The organism is Photobacterium sp. NCIMB 13483, from assembly GCF_003025475.1.
GTDB lineage: Bacteria > Pseudomonadota > Gammaproteobacteria > Enterobacterales > Vibrionaceae > Photobacterium > Photobacterium piscicola.
On sequence record NZ_PYLV01000020.1, the window covers coordinates 16,889 to 36,012 of the forward strand.

A 19,124-nucleotide genomic window follows, 5' to 3' on the forward strand; every position below is an offset into this window, starting at 1 on the left:
GCGGAAAGAACAGGGGAGTTGATAATTTGAATCGAGGTTTAAAATGACAAAGCCCCTCAAGAGAGGAGCTTTATATTGATAAGCTTACGTTTAAATTATAAGCCAATCTGTTCAGTAATAATGGCAATAATGGCTTCTGGTGATTCAGCCTGACGTAAACTGTCACGGAAACTTTCATGAATAAGTTTACGTGCAAGCCCGGCAAAGATACGCATGTGTTGATCACCTTGGTCTTTGTTTAGGGTTAGCATGATAACAAAATCAACTTCACCAGAATCTGACATCCAATCAATCGGTTTATCGAGATGCGCAATACTGATACTAGAATGACGAATATGGTCAGACTTCGTATGTGGAATTGCAAATCCATGTCCTAAACCGGTAGAGAATACGGCTTCACGTGCCCAAATATCTTCCTCAAGCTTATACACTTCATCTGTACGGCCTTGAATACCCAAGTTACCAACTAGCGCTTGGATCACTTCTTCTTTGTTAGCAAAATCGGCGGCTTTAAATACACATTGCTGAACTAATATTGGTTTAACTTGTGCTTGAGCATGACGTTGTTCAAGTAATGCTTCAACTTCTTCAATGGTGGCGCACTCACATGCTTCTGCAAATAACGTTTGGCTGTCAGTAAAGTTGATCTCAGATAGTTGTGCTTTGGTCGCCGCAATTTTTGGTGCACTCATGCTTATCTCATCAAGGCCAGCACCGACGAGTAATGGTAAAACTTTATTGTCTGCACCAAGCTCACCACATAAGCCTACCCATTTACCATGAGTATGCGCAGTAGTAACTACTTGCTTCAATAAGCGTAAGAAAGCAGGGGCTAAGCTGTTATACAGTTTTGATACGCTGGCGTTATCACGATCAACCGCTAATAAATATTGGGTCATATCGTTTGAACCGATACTGAAGAAATCGACTTCTTTACAGAATAAATCAACAATAAATGCCACTGATGGGATTTCAACCATGATGCCCAATTGCAGATCAGCATCAAAAGCAATATTTTGTGCTGTCAGTTGTTGCTTAACGATTTCTAGTTGTTGCTTAACCCAACGGATCTCTTCAATGCTTTGAATCATCGGGATCATGATTTTGGCTTTGCCATGCACAGATGCACGTAAAATCGCGGTTAATTGGGTATGGAACAGTGCCAAGAACTGCGGGTAAATACGTACCGCACGGTAACCTAGGAATGGGTTATTTTCATGGGGTAGGGCGAGGTAATCAATGGGCTTATCGCCACCAATATCCATGGTACGAATGATCACTGGTTTACCATTGGCGGCGGTTAATACTTCACGGTAATGATTAAATTGCTCTTCTTCATCGGGTGCTTGCTGGCGATCCATAAACAGCATTTCAGTGCGGAACAGACCAATTCCTTCAGCCCCTTGTGCAAACGCATTATCCGCTTCTACTGAACAGGCAATATTAGCAGCGACCTCAATCGTGTGACCATCTTGAGTGGCTGCTTGCTGGTGGGCATACTGACTTTGCTGTTGTTTAAGTGTATTCGCCAATGTGATGGCACGATCGAAGTAACCACTAACTTCATTGCTAGGCTCGATAGCCAGTACCCCTAACTGAGCATCAACATAAACATGATGATTTAATGCCGCCGCACAGTCTTTAATTTCAATCCCTGACAAGGTTGGAATATTAAATGCACGTGCCAAAATTACGGTGTGTGAAGTGCTACCAGCATGGGTTAACACCAAGCCTTGCAGTAACGCTTTATCAAGCCCTAAAAATTGACTTGGGGTTAAATCGTTGGCGATCACAATACTTGGTAGCTGGAGTGAAAATTCAGCTTGGTTATCAAGTACTGTTGGATAAGCGGCGGTTAATAGTTGAATTGATACATCTTTGATATCCAGTACGCGTTCACGTAAGTAACTACTTGCTGACTGTTCAAGTTGATGACACAGTTTTTCCATCACTGCCAAAATAGCATTAGCCGTTGAATGGGTTGCTAGCAGTGTTGTTACGCCATCAATGAAGCTTGAGTCGTTAATGATGGCTAAATGCGCACTAGTGATTTCTTGTTCATGGTGTGAACCATTAGCAATGGTGTTATTTAAGTGAGTACTAACTTGTGCTCGTGCTTGCTCAAAACGTTGGGCTTCATTGTTATCGTGGGTTGTTGTCGCAAATTGCTGTGGATCAATTTGGCTCATTGCAACGAGTACACCACAACCAATACCTGGGGCAAGACGTTTACCGGTGATCAAATGGGGTTGGTGGCGTAATAATGATTGCGGTAACACGATTTCGCTCTCATCCGATAACGTTTCTAATGCTTCATCACAATGTGGAAATTGTTGTTCAATGTAAGTTTGAAGGGTCTGATATGCTTGTTCACTGTCTGCACCATCAAAGCTTAAGGTACAGTTATCATTTAATAGCGTATCTGTACCCACTAATGCCAAAACACTTTTTGCATCACCTGAATTGTTAGTGCGGTGATTGGTTAGCGTAATTTGACACTCAAACTGACGGCACTGTTGTTCTAAATGGTTTGCTGGACGCGCATGAATGCCATTAGGTAATACACATTGAAACTGAAATTGGTGAGTCATAAATAATACGCCTTAAATTTATTTAATGTTATTGGTGAGCTAACAGCAGTTGCTGACATTGAGAAAAAATACGTCGTGGATGCTGCAATGCATCTTGAATAGAAACTTCTAGACAGCGATGTTTTGTAAAACGGTCACTTTGCTCGACATTAATATCGGCTGCGAGGATAACAATATCAGCACGCTCAACATCCTGGTCGGTGAGGCGATTTTCTACTCCCATTGCTCCTTGGGTTTCGACTTTTATTGTGATCCCGAGTTTTTTCGCTGTCTCAGTGAGCTTGTCGGCTGCCATGTAGGTATGTGCAATCCCTGTTGGACATGCGGTAATCGCGACAACTCTCATATGTCTCTCCTGCTGTTAGATAATGTAATGCTAGGGCAATGGCATAAATATAAGCAGTTAATAGAGAGCAAGATAGAAGAGAAACGACGCTTTTATAGGACATTTGTAACCGTAATAACCAACCGTGATAAGGATCTCATTGCATTTTTGGTGAATGTTCTCAGTAATGATTAGCATTTTTGTGCGTTGGGTATTGAAAGGTAATAGTACTTTAATGATGGTTGGCTGCATTTATTAAGGGAAGAATGACGGCATTATTATTAATTGATAGTGCTTAGAATGTGGTGTTAAGAAGAAAAGATGAATAAATACAAGAGCGGTTGTCATCACGTAATAATAAAAAGGCAGCATGAGCGGGGGACTGCATGCTGCTAAAGGTCATTGTTCGGGAAAATAATGACAATATTTTATATTTTAAACGCTGGGTTAATTATTACTTAAATTAAAAATATAAATAGTGGATAAATATCACTTTAATAGCACTATTCTATCTAATCGTTTTTTATGTGATATCACGCAGTCTTCTTTAAATAATAATGATGATGTTTGATAATATATAAATTAAATATGGTCATTAATTATATTTAAACAAAAATAGCAAACTGTGATATTGAGTCAAAATATCGCAATATAACAATGAGAGCCTACTCACAGCGATTAGGTGTTGTTACAAATATACAGTGAATGCGTAATTTATCCTATATCGCCATAATTCTTTATTTTTAATAATGCGAGTCAATAAAACGAATAGTGATTTTATTTAATCTTATTGATCCAATTGTTTTAATAATATCAACCTTGCTCAGTAAGAGTGTGGTGCAATTAAAAAATAGGGATAGAAAACCATGTTTAAACTGTCAATCGTCGCAGCAGCAATTGCTCTTTCTGTTGGTCTTGTCGGCTGTAATAATGATAATTCAACCCAATCATCAACGGATAAAAACGATAATCTGCCAACATTAGCGGTACTTAACTATGTTGATCCTTTGATTGGCACGGATGGTTTAGGCAATGTTAATCCTAGCCCTGTAACCCCTGAAGGTATGATCCAACCAAGCCCTGATAACTGGAATCCGACGAATTGGGAAGGGAAAGGATCACCATCTGATTATCATCACTATTTAAATCAATTATCAGGATTTAGCACCACCCATATTTCGGGTGCAGGTAAAGGGGATCTTAATGATTTTGCATTCTTACCTTATACCGGTTTTCACTCAACCGCTGTTACGATGGATAAGCAAACTGAAATATCAAAAGTGGGTTATTACGCGGTTGATCTTATTGAAACAAAAGTTAAAGCTGAATTAACAGCAACGGATCGAGTTGCTTTTCAGCGCTATAGTTTTCCAGCAGGTGCCGATCGTAAAGTAAAGATCGATTTACAACATGAGTTACTCGAACAATACGGTAATCACTCTCGCAGTATTTATTATAAAAAAGTGGCAGATAATGCTATTGCGGGGGCGCGTACCAGTAATGAATGGGGTCAGTGGCAAACGGTATATTTTTATGCTGAGTTTTCAGAACCGTTTAGTGGTCACATGGCGTATGTTGAAGGTAAGCAAACTGCTGCAACAGAAGTTGGATTAGCCGATTATCAAGGTTACGGCGATAAACGTGATCGAGTACGTGATGTGGTGACCTACCTTAACTTTGGTGACGGTGATCAGCCTATCACGGTTAAGATTGCCATCTCTGGTACCAGTATTGATGGTGCGATGGCCAACTTACAAGCTGACGACAACGGTTATGATTTTGATGAGGTTGTGGCTGACAACCAACAGCAATGGGCGAAGGTGTTAAATAAATTCACCATTAAAGGGGGAACCCAAGCCGATAAGACCATGTTCTATACTTCGCTTTACCGTACTTATGTCGCGCCGTTTGTGTATCAAGACGTTGATGGTAAATACCGTGGTATGGATGGCAAAGTCCATCAAGCTGATGCCGATTTTACTAACTATTCAGTGTATTCTATGTGGGATACATTCCGCGCTGCTCATCCACTTAAAACCATTATAGATAAAGAACGTGCAATTGAATACGCCCATGATTTGATGAATAAATTTAAAACTGGTGGTGTATTACCTAAGTGGGAATTGCATTCTGATTACACCGGTGAAATGGTCGGTTACCCTGCGGTTTCTGTGATTGCCGATGTAATGGTGAAATACCCTGATGCTTTTACTCAACAAGATTTTGAATTAGCACTTAAAGCGGCAGATGTGTCAGCTAACTTTGATTTAACTATTACACAAGATTGGGTGCCTTATAAAGATGCGTGGAATGGTGATAAACGTTTTACGGTCATGACCCGTCATGGTGAATATGCTGAGCAACACGGGTATGTGCCAGCGGACGCTAAGAAAAAACCTCAAGATGGTGGTATCGCCCAAGATAAATACGATGAATTAGTCAATGAATCGGTGTCATACGGATTAGAAAATGCTTACTACGATTGGTGTATTGCCCAAATCGCTAAGTTAGCAGGTGATGATGCTCAATATCAACGTTATATAGCACGTTCACAAGCTTACAAGCCTTACTTTGATCTCAATAAGGCTGAATATGCTAAATACGGTGCAACTGGATTTATGCGCCCTAAAAATCATGATGGTTCATGGGTAAATAACTATCCATCATGTGCCATTGACGGTCAAGGCGATCCAATTACGCCGTTACCTGAGGGTTGTGATATTAATGATGCTAAATCATTTGATATTTTCTGGCCTTACCGTGCCGAGCATCGTGGTCAAGATTTCACGGAAGGGAATACATGGCAATGGAGTTGGTTTGCACCGCATGATATCGTTGGTTTAAAACAAACCATGGGCGGTGAGGCAGGTTTCTTACAGAACTTAGATGCGTTATTTACTGCAAATGATAAAGCTGATACCTCTCAAGGGGATATGACAGGTTATATCGGTCAATTTATCATGGGTAATGAACCTGATCATCACGTGCCATACTTGTATAACTGGACGGCAGAGCCTTGGAAAACCCAAGAATATGTCGATCAGGCGATGAAAAAATTCTTCCACCCAACCAAAGCGGGTTTAATTGGTAACGAAGATGTAGGTCAAATGTCAGCTTGGTACATTATGGGTGCATTAGGCTTCTATCAAGTGAATCCTGGCGCACCGATTTATACTATTGGACGACCACTGTTTGATGAAGTGAAATTTGATATTGATGACGGTCAATTTACGATAACGGCTGAAAATAATAGCCCTGATAATATCTATGTTGAATCGGTCACTATTAATGGAAAGCCCTTGGGTAATCATTATACTTTTGCTCATAGTGAAATTATGGCTGGTGGCGAATTACACTTTGTGATGACCAATAAAAAGCCAACAATTAAATAAATTAATATTAGTTATATTTGAAGCAGACAAAGTTGATTATATTTGTCTGCCTCTCAATACTGTTCGTTTCTTTATATCATTCATTGTTTAATCATCATTGATATTTACGTTTCAATATTAATTAAACGGTGGGTTTAAATTACATTGTTTTATTTATTTCTTAAATACTGTCTATTTCAGCGTGGTCGCTAATGGTTTTTTATTAATGACTATTAATAACAGTGTTAAAAAATAATATATAAATTAGAAAAGGATTTGAAATGAAATTCAAACGTACCCTACTTTCAATGGCTGTTATTGCTGCAACATTGAGTTTAACGGCTTGTGATGACGACACGCATAATATTGATGTTAATGTTACTGTCCCTGATGGTGATGGCACTCTTCCTCCTGTTGACGAAGGGGATAAGCCCGTTTGTCCACCGACTGGGGACGGTGATTGTGATGATAAACCAAGTACAGAAAACCCAGTTATTGATATGGGGGTTCATATTCCGGTTGATTTATCGGGCATGGATGTCACCCGCTACGTTAATCCATTTATAGGGACTGGTAATTTAGGTAATACTTACCCTGGTGCAACTACCCCTAATGGCATGGTGCAATTGTCCCCGAATAATGGCTCTAATGGCTGGGAGTATATTTCTGGCTATTATTATCATGACGCTCGTACCAGTGGTTTTTCTCATACTCATTTATCTGGCGCGGGGGCTGGGGACTTAAATGACATTCTGGTAATGCCAATTAACTCCCGTTCAGACTTTATGATCAATGAAGGTTCAGCGACCCTCAATTTAGAAGCATCCCATTTTAAACATAAAGATGAGCAGGCGACCGCGGGTTACTACAAGGTTGAGTTGCTTGACTATGACATTACTGCTGAACTGACAGCGTCTGATCGTGTTGGTGTGCACCGTTATACGTTCCCACGCGATACAAAATCTGAAATTATCGTTAATACCGGATTTAAGCTTAACTGGGATTACACTTCTGATTCTTTTATTCGTTGGGATAAAGAAAATAACCGTTTGATTGGCCACCGTTTATCTGATGGTTGGGCAGCCTCTCAGAAAGAATATTTTGTGATGGAGTTTGATCAACCGATCAAAAATGTCCGTTTTGCTTATTATGATAAAGAGACTAAACAATACGTTAATGCGCCAGCTGACTTTACTGAAATAGGGTCAATTAAAGGCTCTCAAACCTATGATGCGGTTAATGATCGTGATGTGTTTGGTAAATATCAATATGCTCGCGCTTATGTTGAATTTGATACTGAAAAACAAGGGTTAGCCGTTGAAGCAAAATTGGCGTTATCAAGTACTGCGATTGGTAATGATGGCACCAATAAAGCGCCATTAACGGGAGCGTTCTTGAATCTAACTGAAGTTGATAATAAAAACTTTGATGATGTACGTTTAGAAGCCACCAATGAGTGGGAAGCATTACTGGGTAAAGTAAAAGTTGAAGGTGATGAAACCTACAAGCAAACTTTCTATACTGCGATGTACCATGCTTTCCTAGGTCAAACAACGCACTCAGATATTGATGGTAAATATTACCGTGCATTCCAAGGTCGTAATGCTTATCCAAATGGTCGTCCATCTTGGGGTAAAGAAGCGCCATTAGTGGATGATGTTCGTTTAGCCGATGCCAACAATGATGGTAAAGCTGACTTTACTCGTTATGACACATTCTCACTGTGGGATACTTACCGTAATGTACAACCACTAGCATCAATCTTTACCCCTAATGCATTAGCGGATGTTGTGTTATCAATGCTTTCTTATGCAGAAGAAGAATTTACGCCTCTTGATGCGGCGGGTACTGCGAGCGAATCTCGTAAAGGCCGTTTACCTGAGTGGACATTTAAAGGTAATGAAACCGGCATGATGATGGGGATGCACTCAACCCCGGTTATTTATGATGTATTGGCAAAAGGCATCCTTGATACGCGAATGACAGAACTTGGTTTTAGTCAGGCAGATCAAAATGATATTAAAGCGCGCTTAATTACCGCCATGGTAACGGATGCACGCGGGAAAACGAGCCAAGGTGTGTCATGGATTAAAGAATATGAAAAAAATGGTTGGGTGCCAGCACAGCTCCATGATACAGAAACGGACTCATACGGTAAGCACTCACCTTTTAAAGATTCATGGACAGCGTCATATTCACTTGAATATTCAATGAATGATTGGATGATTGCAAAATCCATTGCCTTGGTGTTTGGCGAAGATGATCCACGTTATACCGAATTTGCTAATCGCTCAAATAACTGGCAAGCACAGTTCGATTTTGGTGGCGAAGCAAATACACCGTGGAAAGGGTGGTTTAAAGCGCGTGATAATAATGGCCAATTTATTGATAAGAACTGGACAGATCCTGTAACCGGTGGAAATGCTGGTAAAGATTGGCGTCCTGACATGTTTAACTGGGCATTCTCAGAGTCAAACGGTTGGCAATACTTCTTTAGTGTACAACATGATATTCATGGTCTAAAAGATCTGATGACTCAAGCGGATCGTAAGTTTAACCCTGAAGCAAAAGAGGGCGAATTATTTGCGGCACGTTTAGATGAGTATTGGTCAACATATCCAGATCGTAATGCGGGTGATAACCAGTTCCCTGTCTTTAATACTGGTAACGTAGGTCAACACGTACAAGGTAATGAACCTGATCTGCATGTGTCTTATTTGTATAACTACGTGGGTCAGCCGTGGAAGACTCAAGCGGCGATTGCAGCCTCAACTAATGTTTGTTACGACAACACTGCTGATGGTATTTGTGGTAATGATGACTTTGGTACGCTTTCTTCATGGTTTGTGTTCCGTGCGCTAGGTTTCTATCCAGTGAATGCAGGCAGTATTTATGAAATTGGTACACCGATGTTTGAAACTGCTTCCATTGATGTGGGCAACGGACAGTCGTTTAATGTGGTCGCAAAGAACGTGAGTCGTGAAAATATCTTTATTCAAAACGCAACGTTTAATGGTAAGACGTTTAATCGTACCTATCTTACTCATGATGAGATTATGTACGGTGGTGACCTAGTGTTTACGATGGGTGATACACCAAATAAACAGTGGGGTGCTGCCGCTGACTCTACACCACCAAATACTGGAATTGGTGAGTTCTTACACGAGAAATCACTACCTGTTGGTGCTCGATAAAGAGTTATGCTTTTTTAGCATAAAAATTATTTATAGTTATTGTTCTTCAAATCCTACGGTTAACTACCGTGGGATTTTTTTATTCCTCTTTTTAATATTCAAATCATAATCAATATCAAAAATTGTATTGATTATGAATCCATTTATAGAATCAGTGTTTGTTATTTTAAGATTTATTTTAAATTGAAATAAAGCGTAGTATTCATGATATATCCACATATATAAATAAAATAATAAAGCTATTAAAAATATTTGATAGATTATGCATTGTTAATAAGTATGATTGACGGCAAGTAATTTATTGTCATTAATAAGTATTGAGTTCAATGCGTTTAATGTCATTATTTTCAAGGCGCTTAGAATATAAATGGCAATTGGAGATATTATGCCTATTTCTCGTCGTAACTTTCTAAAATCAGCTATCGCCACGGCTATTGCAGCAAATGGTTTAACACTATTCCCCGCTAACTTTGCATTTGCTGATGATACAATTTTAATTCCTAGTGCAAGCCACTGGGGACCTTTCTATGGTGTAGTAAAAGACGGTAAATTAGTTGGTATTCAACCTCGTAAAGAAATTGATCCACTGCCAACTGAAATGTTATTAGAAGGTTTATTAAGCCGAACTTACAATAAAACACGTATCCAATATCCAATGGTGCGTAAATCATATTTAGAAAATTTAGGTGGTGACACAAAACCTGAATTACGCGGTAAAGAACCGTTTGTTAGAGTAAGTTGGGACACTGCATTACAATTAACAGCCAGTGCTATTCTGCACACAATTGAAAACAAAGGTAACCAAGGTATTTTTGACTCATCTTATGATGGTTGGTCAAATACAGGCTTATTACGCCCACCTGTTGTTCAAGGTCGTTTCTTTAATTTAATTGGTGGTTGTAGCACCACTATCGGTGACTATTCTGCGGGTGCTTCAACCGTTATTTTGCCGCACATTGTCGGTGATATGGAAGTATATTCACCACAAACAGCTTGGCCTGTTATTGAAGAAAACACTGAAGTATTTGTGTTAGTGGGTAGTGATCCTTGGAAAACCAACCGTGTTGAATTCCGTGTTGCTGATCATCAAATGCAAAGCCATTGGCTTAAATGGAAACAAAAAGGGATTAAGTTTATTTCCATTAACCCTAAACGTACCACGACCGATCATAATTTAGACAGTGAATGGGTATCAATTATTCCAGGTACTGACACTGCACTATTTAATGCGATGGCTTTCCATTTACAAGATCAAAAATTAGCAGATCTTGAATATTTGAAAAAATATACTGTAGGTTATGATCAATATCTTGATTACTTATTAGGTAAACAAGATGGCGTAGCTAAAACACCTGAGTGGGCAGCTAAAATTACGGGTATTCCCGCTGATGAAATTAAAAAGTTAGCCGTATTATTTAAATCTAAAAAAACCCAAATTGCAGCAGGTTGGGCCGTTCAACGAGCTGATCACGGTGAGATGATCCACTGGTCGATTATTAACTTTGCAGCAATGGCGGGTAAAATTGGTAAACCTGGCGAAGGTTTTGGTTTTAGCTGGCACTATGGTAACGGCGGTATGCCACAATCAGGTGCATCATTACCTGTAACATTAGGTCAAGGCTTTAATCCTATTTCTGCAGGTTGTCCGGTTGTACTTCAGTCTGAAATGTTACGTAATCCTGGTAAGTCATTTACTTATAATGGTCAAACTTTAAAATTCCCTGATATATCAATGGTATACAACTCAGGTAATAACCTGTTCTCACACCAACAAAATCTTAATGCTTTAATCAAAGCAATGAATGACAAAGTTGAGACTTATGTTTGTCAAGATACATGGTGGTGTGCGTCAGCGCGATTTGCTGATATTGTTTTACCAGCAACCAGTGCTTTAGAGCGGGTCGATATTACTTCTGGTGGCACATACAGTAATAATAAAGTTTATGCTATGCAGCAAGTGATTGAACCTTATGGCGAAAGTCTAGATGACTATGAGATTTTCCGCCGTTTAGCGAAGATTTTCCACGTAGAAGATAAATATACTACGGGTAAAGATATGATGACGTTGCTGAAAACAGCTTATGAGTCATCAACTGCTGCGAAAATTAAACCGTTTGATGAATTCTGGAAAGATGGCGTTACTGTTATGCCAACCCCAGAAAAAGCAGATTACTGGCAACGTCATGGTGCATTCTATGATGATCCAGAGAAACACCCATTACATACGCCATCAGGTAAAATCGAACTATACAGTGAATCTATCGCTAAAATGAAGTTGGATGACTGCCCACCAGTACCGACTTATATGCAACCGTTCGAGTTTTTAGGTAATGCTAAAGAAGGGCAATTGCATATTTTGAGCCCACATCCTTGGATGCGTTTACACTCACAAATGGCAAACGCAGATACCAATAGTTATGAGTGTGTTGATGGACGTCAGTACTTATTGATTAACGATCAAGATGCGCATGCTCAAGGCATTAAAGACGGTGATTTGGTTGAGTTACACAATGATCGTGGTGCGTTACTGTGTGGTGCTAAATTATCAAAAGAAGTTCGTCGAGGCGTAGCATGTCTACATGAAGGCGCATGGATGCAACTTGATAAATTAGGTCGTTGTAATAGTGGTCAGATTAATATTATTACATCGGATCAATCATGTGGCGGACTAAGCCAAGGTACAAGTGCGAATACTTGTTTAGCATATTATAAAAAATGTACCGATCCATGTTCACCAAATAAAGCCTATGAACCACCAATGATCGAACAACCAACAGGACCAAATGATGGTTCTATTTTACCTATGGTTGATCTTAATATCGATGGTCGTATTGCATTACTTCATAAAGCAAATGCAGGTAAAAAAGCACCGAAGATCAGTCGTGGTCAAGAAATTTTCTATGCAAGTTGTACTATGTGTCATGCGGCACCTAATCCATCAGCACATACTCGTGCACAGTGGGAAGGGATCACACAAAGTATGTTCCCTCGTGCGGGTTTAAATGCAGCTGATCGTAAACTTGTTTTAGAATATTTAGATAAACACGCTGCAAAAGCGTAATAAATTTAGATTAGATATTGATTTTATATGATTAAAATCCGAACAACTCAATGGAGTGTTCGGATTTTTTTTATAAAAAAACGTAGATTATGAGGCCAATGCCACAAAATAAAACAACCGATATTGTTAAGCCTTATGATTCATAATAAATTTGTTTGGCTACGAAAATCTTGTGCCTCGTTAAGTTAATCCTGAACAATTAGCTTACGAGGCAGTCCTTCTCTTCGATTTCATTTCCCGTTTCTCTTCTTAAAATAACAGCGTTTATTAACGCTCATTCTAGTGACTATCTGGTTTTTTTTATCAGTTAATATTCAAATTATCAGAACTATCTTATTGAATTAAATAATTTTAAGCTATGGGGTTATTAGTAATTCTGCCACATTATTATTTCGCCTTTTTTGTGGCGTATTTGCCATCAAATATTCGCTGGTGGATGATGTAATTCTTACTGTTAGTGCTAACGATACGAATGTGCCCCCAGTGTTTAAATGTATAAAATTATGCGATTGAAATTCGTTAAATGATCATTCCTCTAGTGAATAAATATCCTTTTAAAGAATAAAAAAGGCGAACAAAATTTGACAACTATTATTAAATGATTATTATTCTCATTCTCTTTTACCTAAAGGTAACATCAAATGATGCTTAATTGACTGAGGTGATTTTTGATTAATAACAATAAACTTGCTCTGGGGTTGTTATGTCTGGCAACAGCAAGTGGCACCATAAATGCGGCAACTATTTATAAAACAGATGATTCAAAATTAAATATTGGTGGTCGAATTGAAGCGCGATCTGAAAATGCAGATCATGATATTAGCGATTTAAGTCGAGCGAGAATTAAGATTTCGGGTGAGACGAAACTAACAGATACTATTAACGGTATTGGTGTTTTTGAACAAGAATTTAAAGCTGAATCAGAAAAAACACGTCACTTATATGTTGGTATTAAAGCCGCTTTAGATAATGGCTATGCAACTCTTGTATATGGTAAGACAGATGGTGCTATGAGTGTTGTTACAGATATTACCGATATTCAAGCGTTCTATGGTGCGATTGCCGCTGACAAATTTAAAGTTGGTAAGCGTATCGCTAACAGTATTGCTACTACTTATACCAACGACTTCGGAACCACTTTAAGCGCAAACTATGCTGGAGCTGAAGGTAAAGTAAAAGGTGATTTTGATCATGGTTTCTCTGTCGCCGGATCTCAAACGATCGGCGATACTGGATTCACCACTGCGATCGGTTTTGCCAAGCAAACTAAAGTTCAACGGCAATCAAAACAACAATTTGATATTGGATTAGGTTATCAATTAAATAAATTATATCTTGGTACTTTGTATACTAAACAGAAGGTTAAGGGTGAAACGGGTAACGGTTATGATGTTGTCGCTGCGTATAAATTCAGTTCAATATATACCGCGACTATCGGATTTGGTGAATTGAATTTTGAGAATGCGAATGACACTCGTGCGGCCAATGTTGATATTACCGCAAGGTGGAATCGTCAGTTTAGAACCTATGCCGCCATTAATGTCGACACTATAAAGAACGACGTACAAGAAATGATTGGTATTCGTTACGACTTCTAACTCTCAAAAGGTTTTATTATGAAAACTCGCTTAAAGACGTTAACTATAGCTCTTGGCGCTATTGTTTCTTGCTCTGCCTTTGCCGCAGATTATCCAATGACGGTCACCGATATTACTGGTCGCGCGATTACGTTAGATCATCAACCTGAGTATATTGCACTGGGCACAGCCCGTAACTTTCCATTATTAGAAATCGTTTACGGTAAAGACGCTGGTAAGCATTTAGTCGCAATGCGTGATGATATGAAAAATTCAGCCCCTAGCATGTATGATCTTTACCTTAAACGTTATCCGTCGTTAGCGAAGGCACATAGCATTGGTAAAATCAGTAAAGGGCAATTTGATGCTGAAGCCTTTATTAACATGAAACCTAAACCTGATGTGCTGATTATTGGTTTAGATAGTGCTAAAAAAGCCCAGTCAACGGGATTGATTAACAAGCTAGATGCGGCAGGTATTCAGGTGATCACTGCTGATTTCCGTGAAAAAACTATTGCCAATACTTTAAACTCAGTGACCACTGTTGCAACTGCATTAGGCCAGCAGCAACGAGGTCAAGCCTTCTCTGATTATTACCTTAAACACTTAAACCATATTAAGGATGTAATTGCACAACATCCTGAAATTAAATCAAAAAATGTCTTTCTTGAAACGGCAGCAGGCTATACCTTTGAATCTTGCTGTGATACCTATTCTGGTGGCAATATGAGTGATTTTATTACTCTATTAAAAGCTGAAAATATTGCAACAAAGCCATTAAAAGGGGCACATAAAGGAGTAATGTCACCGGAAACAATCATTACCGCCAATACGGATGTTTATATTATGCAGTCAGCAGGGTGGATTGAGAAGAAAACAGGTAAAGCGACCCATGGCATTCCATTAGGTTATGCAATGAACACTCAGGCTATAACAGATCAAACTAAATTGCTGATGTCTCGTGATTGGTTAAAAGCAACCAAAGCATTCCAAACTAAGGATGTTTACGCTGTCTATAAACCGTTTTACAACTCGCCTTATAATCTTGTTGCTCTTGAATATTTCGCTAAATGGATTCGCTCTGAATTATTTAACGATCTCAATCCTGAGCGTACCTTTGAGGAAATGAATAAACAGCTTGGTGATCATGATGTGAAAGGTATTTTTGGGATCAGTAATTTTGAAGTAATGACACAGTAGTTTCTGTTTAGTTAAATAAATATTGAGTATTAATATTAGAAGACTTAAAGCCTGTTGATACTAAAATTAGTAGGCTTTTTTTATTAAATAAATACAAGTTAATGTTCTTATATAGTAATTAATTTATATAATCTGAATAAATATTTATTAGGTTAAACGGTTTATAATAAGATTGTTTACAACTAAGCGTTAGTTATTATATTTAAAATAGCCCCTATAGTAGAGGCTTTAAATCAATCTTATGATTTGTTAATCGCTTTTATATACATAATTAAAACCATACCTAGACCTAATAATTGCCATAGATACTGGCCATCAGATGATCCCGCAATGGTTTGACTAAAGAGTAAAACACTGGTTACGAATAGTGATGCAGTCGCTGCTCGTTTTGTGAAGTCATTATTTTCATTATGCATAAACTCACGTTTTAGTATAGCAATTATAATCATAACAGCAGGTAAACATTGAAGAAAAATTATGACTGGAAATAAAATGTCATATGCAGGAGTAAACAGTGTGTGTGCTACCTCTGATTTATTCCAGCCTCCTGTTATATATGATTCCCACCCAGCCCATGAGTCGCCTTTATTGAACTCTGTTGGGTTGAATGCTGCAATGGTTACACCAAAAAACTTATCAATAAATCCATTTTTAAACCAAAAGGCGAAAAGAAAAATTTGAACAGGAATTATTTGGAAGTTTATTCTTTTTAAAATATTCATCGTGAAAATATCCTTATAAAATACAAAATATAATTATATGAAACTGGACGTGGATTTTTTTATAATTGTTTTTAAGCCTTTATTTATTCTATATATAACAATGTTACAATTTATTTGTAAGCGTTGGTATGGTTATTTGTTTGCTATTAATTAAATGTTTGTTTTCAATTTTATTAAAAATGATGGCTGGCGATTTGAAATGAAATATTAAATATATTACTTTTAAAAATAATATATTTAATATTTGTATGTTTCTGGTTGGTGTTATTTTTTTGGCGTGTATGTGAGGGAAATATACTTCTAATTTATAAAGGATAACAATATGTAAGGTCTTAGCTTGGAAAAATAATCATTTAAGAAAATTAATAATATAAAAAGACCACTAATCATAAATCAGTGGTCTTTTGTTTATTAAAGCCTGTAATCACTGATAGTCAGAATAATTACATCCGTGCTTTAAAGATATTAACGATTTCTTCTTGGCTAGCTTTGCGTGGGTTAGTTAAAGAACATGCATCGTTTAGGGCGTTTTGCGCCATAAATGCGAGCTTATCTTCTGTAACACCAAGATCTGCTAAACGTTGTTTAGTACCAACTGCTGCTGATAAACCATCAATTGCTTCAAGGGCTGCGTTAACCGCTTGCTCTTGTGTCATCGTTGCCGTATCAATCCCCATTGCTTTGGCGATATCAACAAAACGCTCAGGTACTTGTTTAGCATTAAAGCGTGACACTTCAGCAAGTAGAATAGCGTTACATAGGCCGTGTGACAGGTCGTAAACACCACCTAATTGGTGCGCCATTGAGTGCACGTAACCGAGAGAAGCATTTGAGAATGCCATTCCCGCTAAGTACTCACCGTACTGCATTGCATCACGAGCTGCACGGTCTTGACCGTTACTTACTACTGTTTCTAAGTTATTAACAATCAACTCAATCGCTTTGATGGCTGATGCATCCGTGATTGGTGTTGCAGCGGTTGAAACATAGGCTTCAACAGCGTGAGTTAATGCGTCCATACCTGTGGTTGCGGTTAGGAACTTAGGCATTGCGACCATTAGTTCTGAATCGTTAACGGCAATAATAGGGGTGAAGTGCTTATCAACTACTGGGTATTTAGTTTGATCTTGTTGGTTAGTGATGATCGCAAATACTGTCATTTCTGATGCCGTACCCGCTGTTGTATTCACTGTTACCAATGGCAGTTGTGGTTTTTTCGATAAGTGAACACCTTTAGAGTAATCACGAATATGACCCCCGTTAGCTGCAACTAACGCAATACCTTTTGCTGTATCGTGTGATGAACCACCACCAAATGAAATCACGAAGTCTGCTTTGCTTTCAGCCAATAGGGCAAGACCATCTTCGATATTTTTCTCTGTTGGATTAGGTTGCACACCATCATAGATAACGTAATCAAGGTTATGTGCTGTTAGCTCATCTGTTAGCTTACTAACCAGACCCACTTCAACTAACACACTATCAGTAACGATAAGTGCTTTTTTCAATTCTTTTGACGCTAATTCAGCACCTAGAGATTGAATTGCATTAGGACCCATTAAGGTGACAGGTGGCATGTAAAATACATTGCTCATAGTAAAGCTCCGATAATTATTGATTAATTTATAATGACTTACCACGATAGCCATAAGTCTGAATTTATTTGATGTCGCGTTATAAACGACTGGTGATGTAACATGCTATATCGAACGTAGTGGTTATTATTTGTGTCGATACCGCTATTTTACACCTTGTCATTTTGGTAATAATAGAGGTAAAAATAAAACACTTTTACTTGTGTGTAATAATTACATTGTACGTAAAGTGTGGTGTGTTTCTCTGTAAACTATGACTTATCTGCTGCGGATAGTAGTTTTTCTGCAAACGTCATTTGAGTGTTTTTGTTAGTGACCACAATGCCTGAATGTGATTTATCAGCAGTAGCATTTACTGCGTAATGACGTGCAACCACAGTGTTATTAGCTTGATTGTTGAAGCTAACATTACCTGTGAATGCGCCATCACGTGCTGATGCAGTGTAAGATGTGGCGATAATAGCGGTCGCGATAATTGCTTTAATAACTGTTTTCATGAGTCGTATAACCTTATATTTATAATTGTTTGTCAACGCTGTCTGCGTTTCGATGGGGTTATATTAACAATTACCAAAAACAAAACAATACAAGATAATTGCAAAAGATTATTACCATATAGAGATAATGGCGGTGAGGATCGAGCTTTCTAGTGGCGAGGGATAAAAGCCGCTTTAACTATTGCGGATATATAAGTTATGAGTAATTTTCGTCGGTTGAGTGTAAATGGTCGTAGAAACAGTAATTGATGAATGCCGTAGCATGGTTAACAAAATAACAATCTCGGTTTATGGCGATTATTGGCACTTAAAAGGATTCAAAACAGCACTTATGGGGTTGTTTTTTATTAAAAGTGATCGCGTAGCGCGGGATAGATCCATACTGTTAAATACAGCTGTTTTCAGTGGAAATTAATTCTTTAAGGTGTGACATATACGAATTGTTGCGCCAGATGAAATATATTCAAGTAATAGTTTACATTTACGACTGCGTATTGGGTTATTGATTTTATTTGAACCAATAGTCAAACATTGAATTAATCCAACAGATTCATATCCTTCATATGGTATGAGAACATAACCGTTAATATTAAGTTTTTTTTTATACCCTTTCGAGTGAGCACTTATTGAAACCATATTTCGATCATGTCTATGGTTACGAACTTCCACGATAACTTCATTTTCTTCCATGTTTTTTCTCTTTCAATATTTTCGAACATAATACTTGTTATTTCTTTCTAATAAATGTCGATATGGACATAACGTGATATGTGGATGCCATATGTTAAATACAGCCGTTTCTAACTCTAGGTGTCGAGTTATAGGTATTTGTGGTCTTAGAATCGTTTTTAGAGACGAGTTGACGGGTATTTGAGTCATGTCAGACTGATAAGCGATTTATGGCGAGATTGATTGATAAATGTAATTTACAAATCTCATAATATTAATTATGCCAAGTACAACACGTCTTTACGTTATTGATCTAGGAACT

General features: G+C 38.1%; 11 protein-coding genes. 5 read left to right on the top strand and 6 right to left on the bottom strand.

The annotated features are described in order from the left end of the window. Positions 1-95 precede the first annotated feature (95 nt). Together ptsP and C9I86_RS14720 are read right to left on the bottom strand one after the other, a co-directional pair. A complete protein-coding gene (ptsP, locus tag C9I86_RS14715; protein ID WP_107276753.1) occupies positions 96-2,591 on the bottom strand; it encodes a phosphoenolpyruvate--protein phosphotransferase in 2,496 nt (831 codons plus the stop codon). A 28-nt stretch (positions 2,592-2,619) separates the two neighbouring features. Continuing rightward, positions 2,620-2,937, bottom strand: a complete 318-nt coding sequence (locus tag C9I86_RS14720; RefSeq protein ID WP_065193308.1) for a PTS fructose transporter subunit IIB — start codon at positions 2,935-2,937, stop codon at positions 2,620-2,622. Between the two features lie 845 nt (positions 2,938-3,782). Between C9I86_RS14720 and C9I86_RS14725 the strand changes: the two genes are divergently transcribed. The 5 genes from C9I86_RS14725 to C9I86_RS14745 all read left to right on the top strand — a co-directional run bounded on the left by C9I86_RS14725 (position 3,783) and on the right by C9I86_RS14745 (position 15,319). Next, positions 3,783-6,308, top strand: coding sequence for a GH92 family glycosyl hydrolase (locus C9I86_RS14725; protein WP_107276754.1), 2,526 nt, complete (start codon positions 3,783-3,785; stop codon positions 6,306-6,308). Between the two features lie 260 nt (positions 6,309-6,568). Continuing rightward, on the top strand, positions 6,569-9,481 hold the full coding sequence (locus C9I86_RS14730) for a GH92 family glycosyl hydrolase (RefSeq protein ID WP_107276755.1): 2,913 nt from the start codon (positions 6,569-6,571) through the stop codon (positions 9,479-9,481). 385 nt (positions 9,482-9,866) lie between these two features. Then, positions 9,867-12,542: a molybdopterin-dependent oxidoreductase gene (locus C9I86_RS14735; protein ID WP_107276812.1), complete on the top strand. Its 2,676-nt coding sequence runs from the start codon at positions 9,867-9,869 to the stop codon at positions 12,540-12,542. A gap of 668 nt (positions 12,543-13,210) precedes the next feature. Continuing rightward, positions 13,211-14,140, top strand: coding sequence for a porin (locus C9I86_RS14740; RefSeq protein ID WP_241956905.1), 930 nt, complete (start codon positions 13,211-13,213; stop codon positions 14,138-14,140). A gap of 18 nt (positions 14,141-14,158) precedes the next feature. Continuing rightward, on the top strand, positions 14,159-15,319 hold the full coding sequence (locus C9I86_RS14745; protein WP_107276757.1) for an ABC transporter substrate-binding protein: 1,161 nt from the start codon (positions 14,159-14,161) through the stop codon (positions 15,317-15,319). Positions 15,320-15,558: 239 nt separating this feature from the next. Here C9I86_RS14745 and C9I86_RS14750 read toward each other — a convergent pair whose 3' ends face one another. From C9I86_RS14750 to C9I86_RS14770, 4 genes are all read right to left on the bottom strand, one after another. Continuing rightward, entirely contained in the window at positions 15,559-16,035 is a 477-nt protein-coding gene (locus tag C9I86_RS14750) for a hypothetical protein (protein ID WP_107276816.1), read from the bottom strand. A 449-nt stretch (positions 16,036-16,484) separates the two neighbouring features. Next, positions 16,485-17,636 (bottom strand): iron-containing alcohol dehydrogenase, encoded by a 1,152-nt coding sequence (locus tag C9I86_RS14755; RefSeq protein WP_107276759.1) that lies wholly within the window; start codon positions 17,634-17,636, stop codon positions 16,485-16,487. 251 nt (positions 17,637-17,887) lie between these two features. After that, positions 17,888-18,133: a hypothetical protein gene (locus C9I86_RS14760; RefSeq protein ID WP_107276761.1), complete on the bottom strand. Its 246-nt coding sequence runs from the start codon at positions 18,131-18,133 to the stop codon at positions 17,888-17,890. A 411-nt stretch (positions 18,134-18,544) separates the two neighbouring features. Beyond that, positions 18,545-18,823 (bottom strand): hypothetical protein, encoded by a 279-nt coding sequence (locus C9I86_RS14770; RefSeq protein WP_107276764.1) that lies wholly within the window; start codon positions 18,821-18,823, stop codon positions 18,545-18,547. Between the last annotated feature and the right edge of the window lie 301 nt (positions 18,824-19,124).

Bases quoted from the DNA above. Each gene is read 5' to 3' on its own strand.
- ptsP (WP_107276753.1), bottom strand. From the start codon at position 2,591: ATGACTCACCAATTTCAGTTTCAATGTGTATTACCTAATGGCATTCAT.
- C9I86_RS14720 (WP_065193308.1), bottom strand. From the start codon at position 2,937: ATGAGAGTTGTCGCGATTACCGCATGTCCAACAGGGATTGCACATACC.
- C9I86_RS14725 (WP_107276754.1), top strand. From the start codon at position 3,783: ATGTTTAAACTGTCAATCGTCGCAGCAGCAATTGCTCTTTCTGTTGGT.
- C9I86_RS14730 (WP_107276755.1), top strand. From the start codon at position 6,569: ATGAAATTCAAACGTACCCTACTTTCAATGGCTGTTATTGCTGCAACA.
- C9I86_RS14735 (WP_107276812.1), top strand. From the start codon at position 9,867: ATGCCTATTTCTCGTCGTAACTTTCTAAAATCAGCTATCGCCACGGCT.
- C9I86_RS14745 (WP_107276757.1), top strand. From the start codon at position 14,159: ATGAAAACTCGCTTAAAGACGTTAACTATAGCTCTTGGCGCTATTGTT.
- C9I86_RS14755 (WP_107276759.1), bottom strand. From the start codon at position 17,636: ATGAGCAATGTATTTTACATGCCACCTGTCACCTTAATGGGTCCTAAT.
- C9I86_RS14760 (WP_107276761.1), bottom strand. From the start codon at position 18,133: ATGAAAACAGTTATTAAAGCAATTATCGCGACCGCTATTATCGCCACA.
- C9I86_RS14770 (WP_107276764.1), bottom strand. From the start codon at position 18,823: ATGGAAGAAAATGAAGTTATCGTGGAAGTTCGTAACCATAGACATGAT.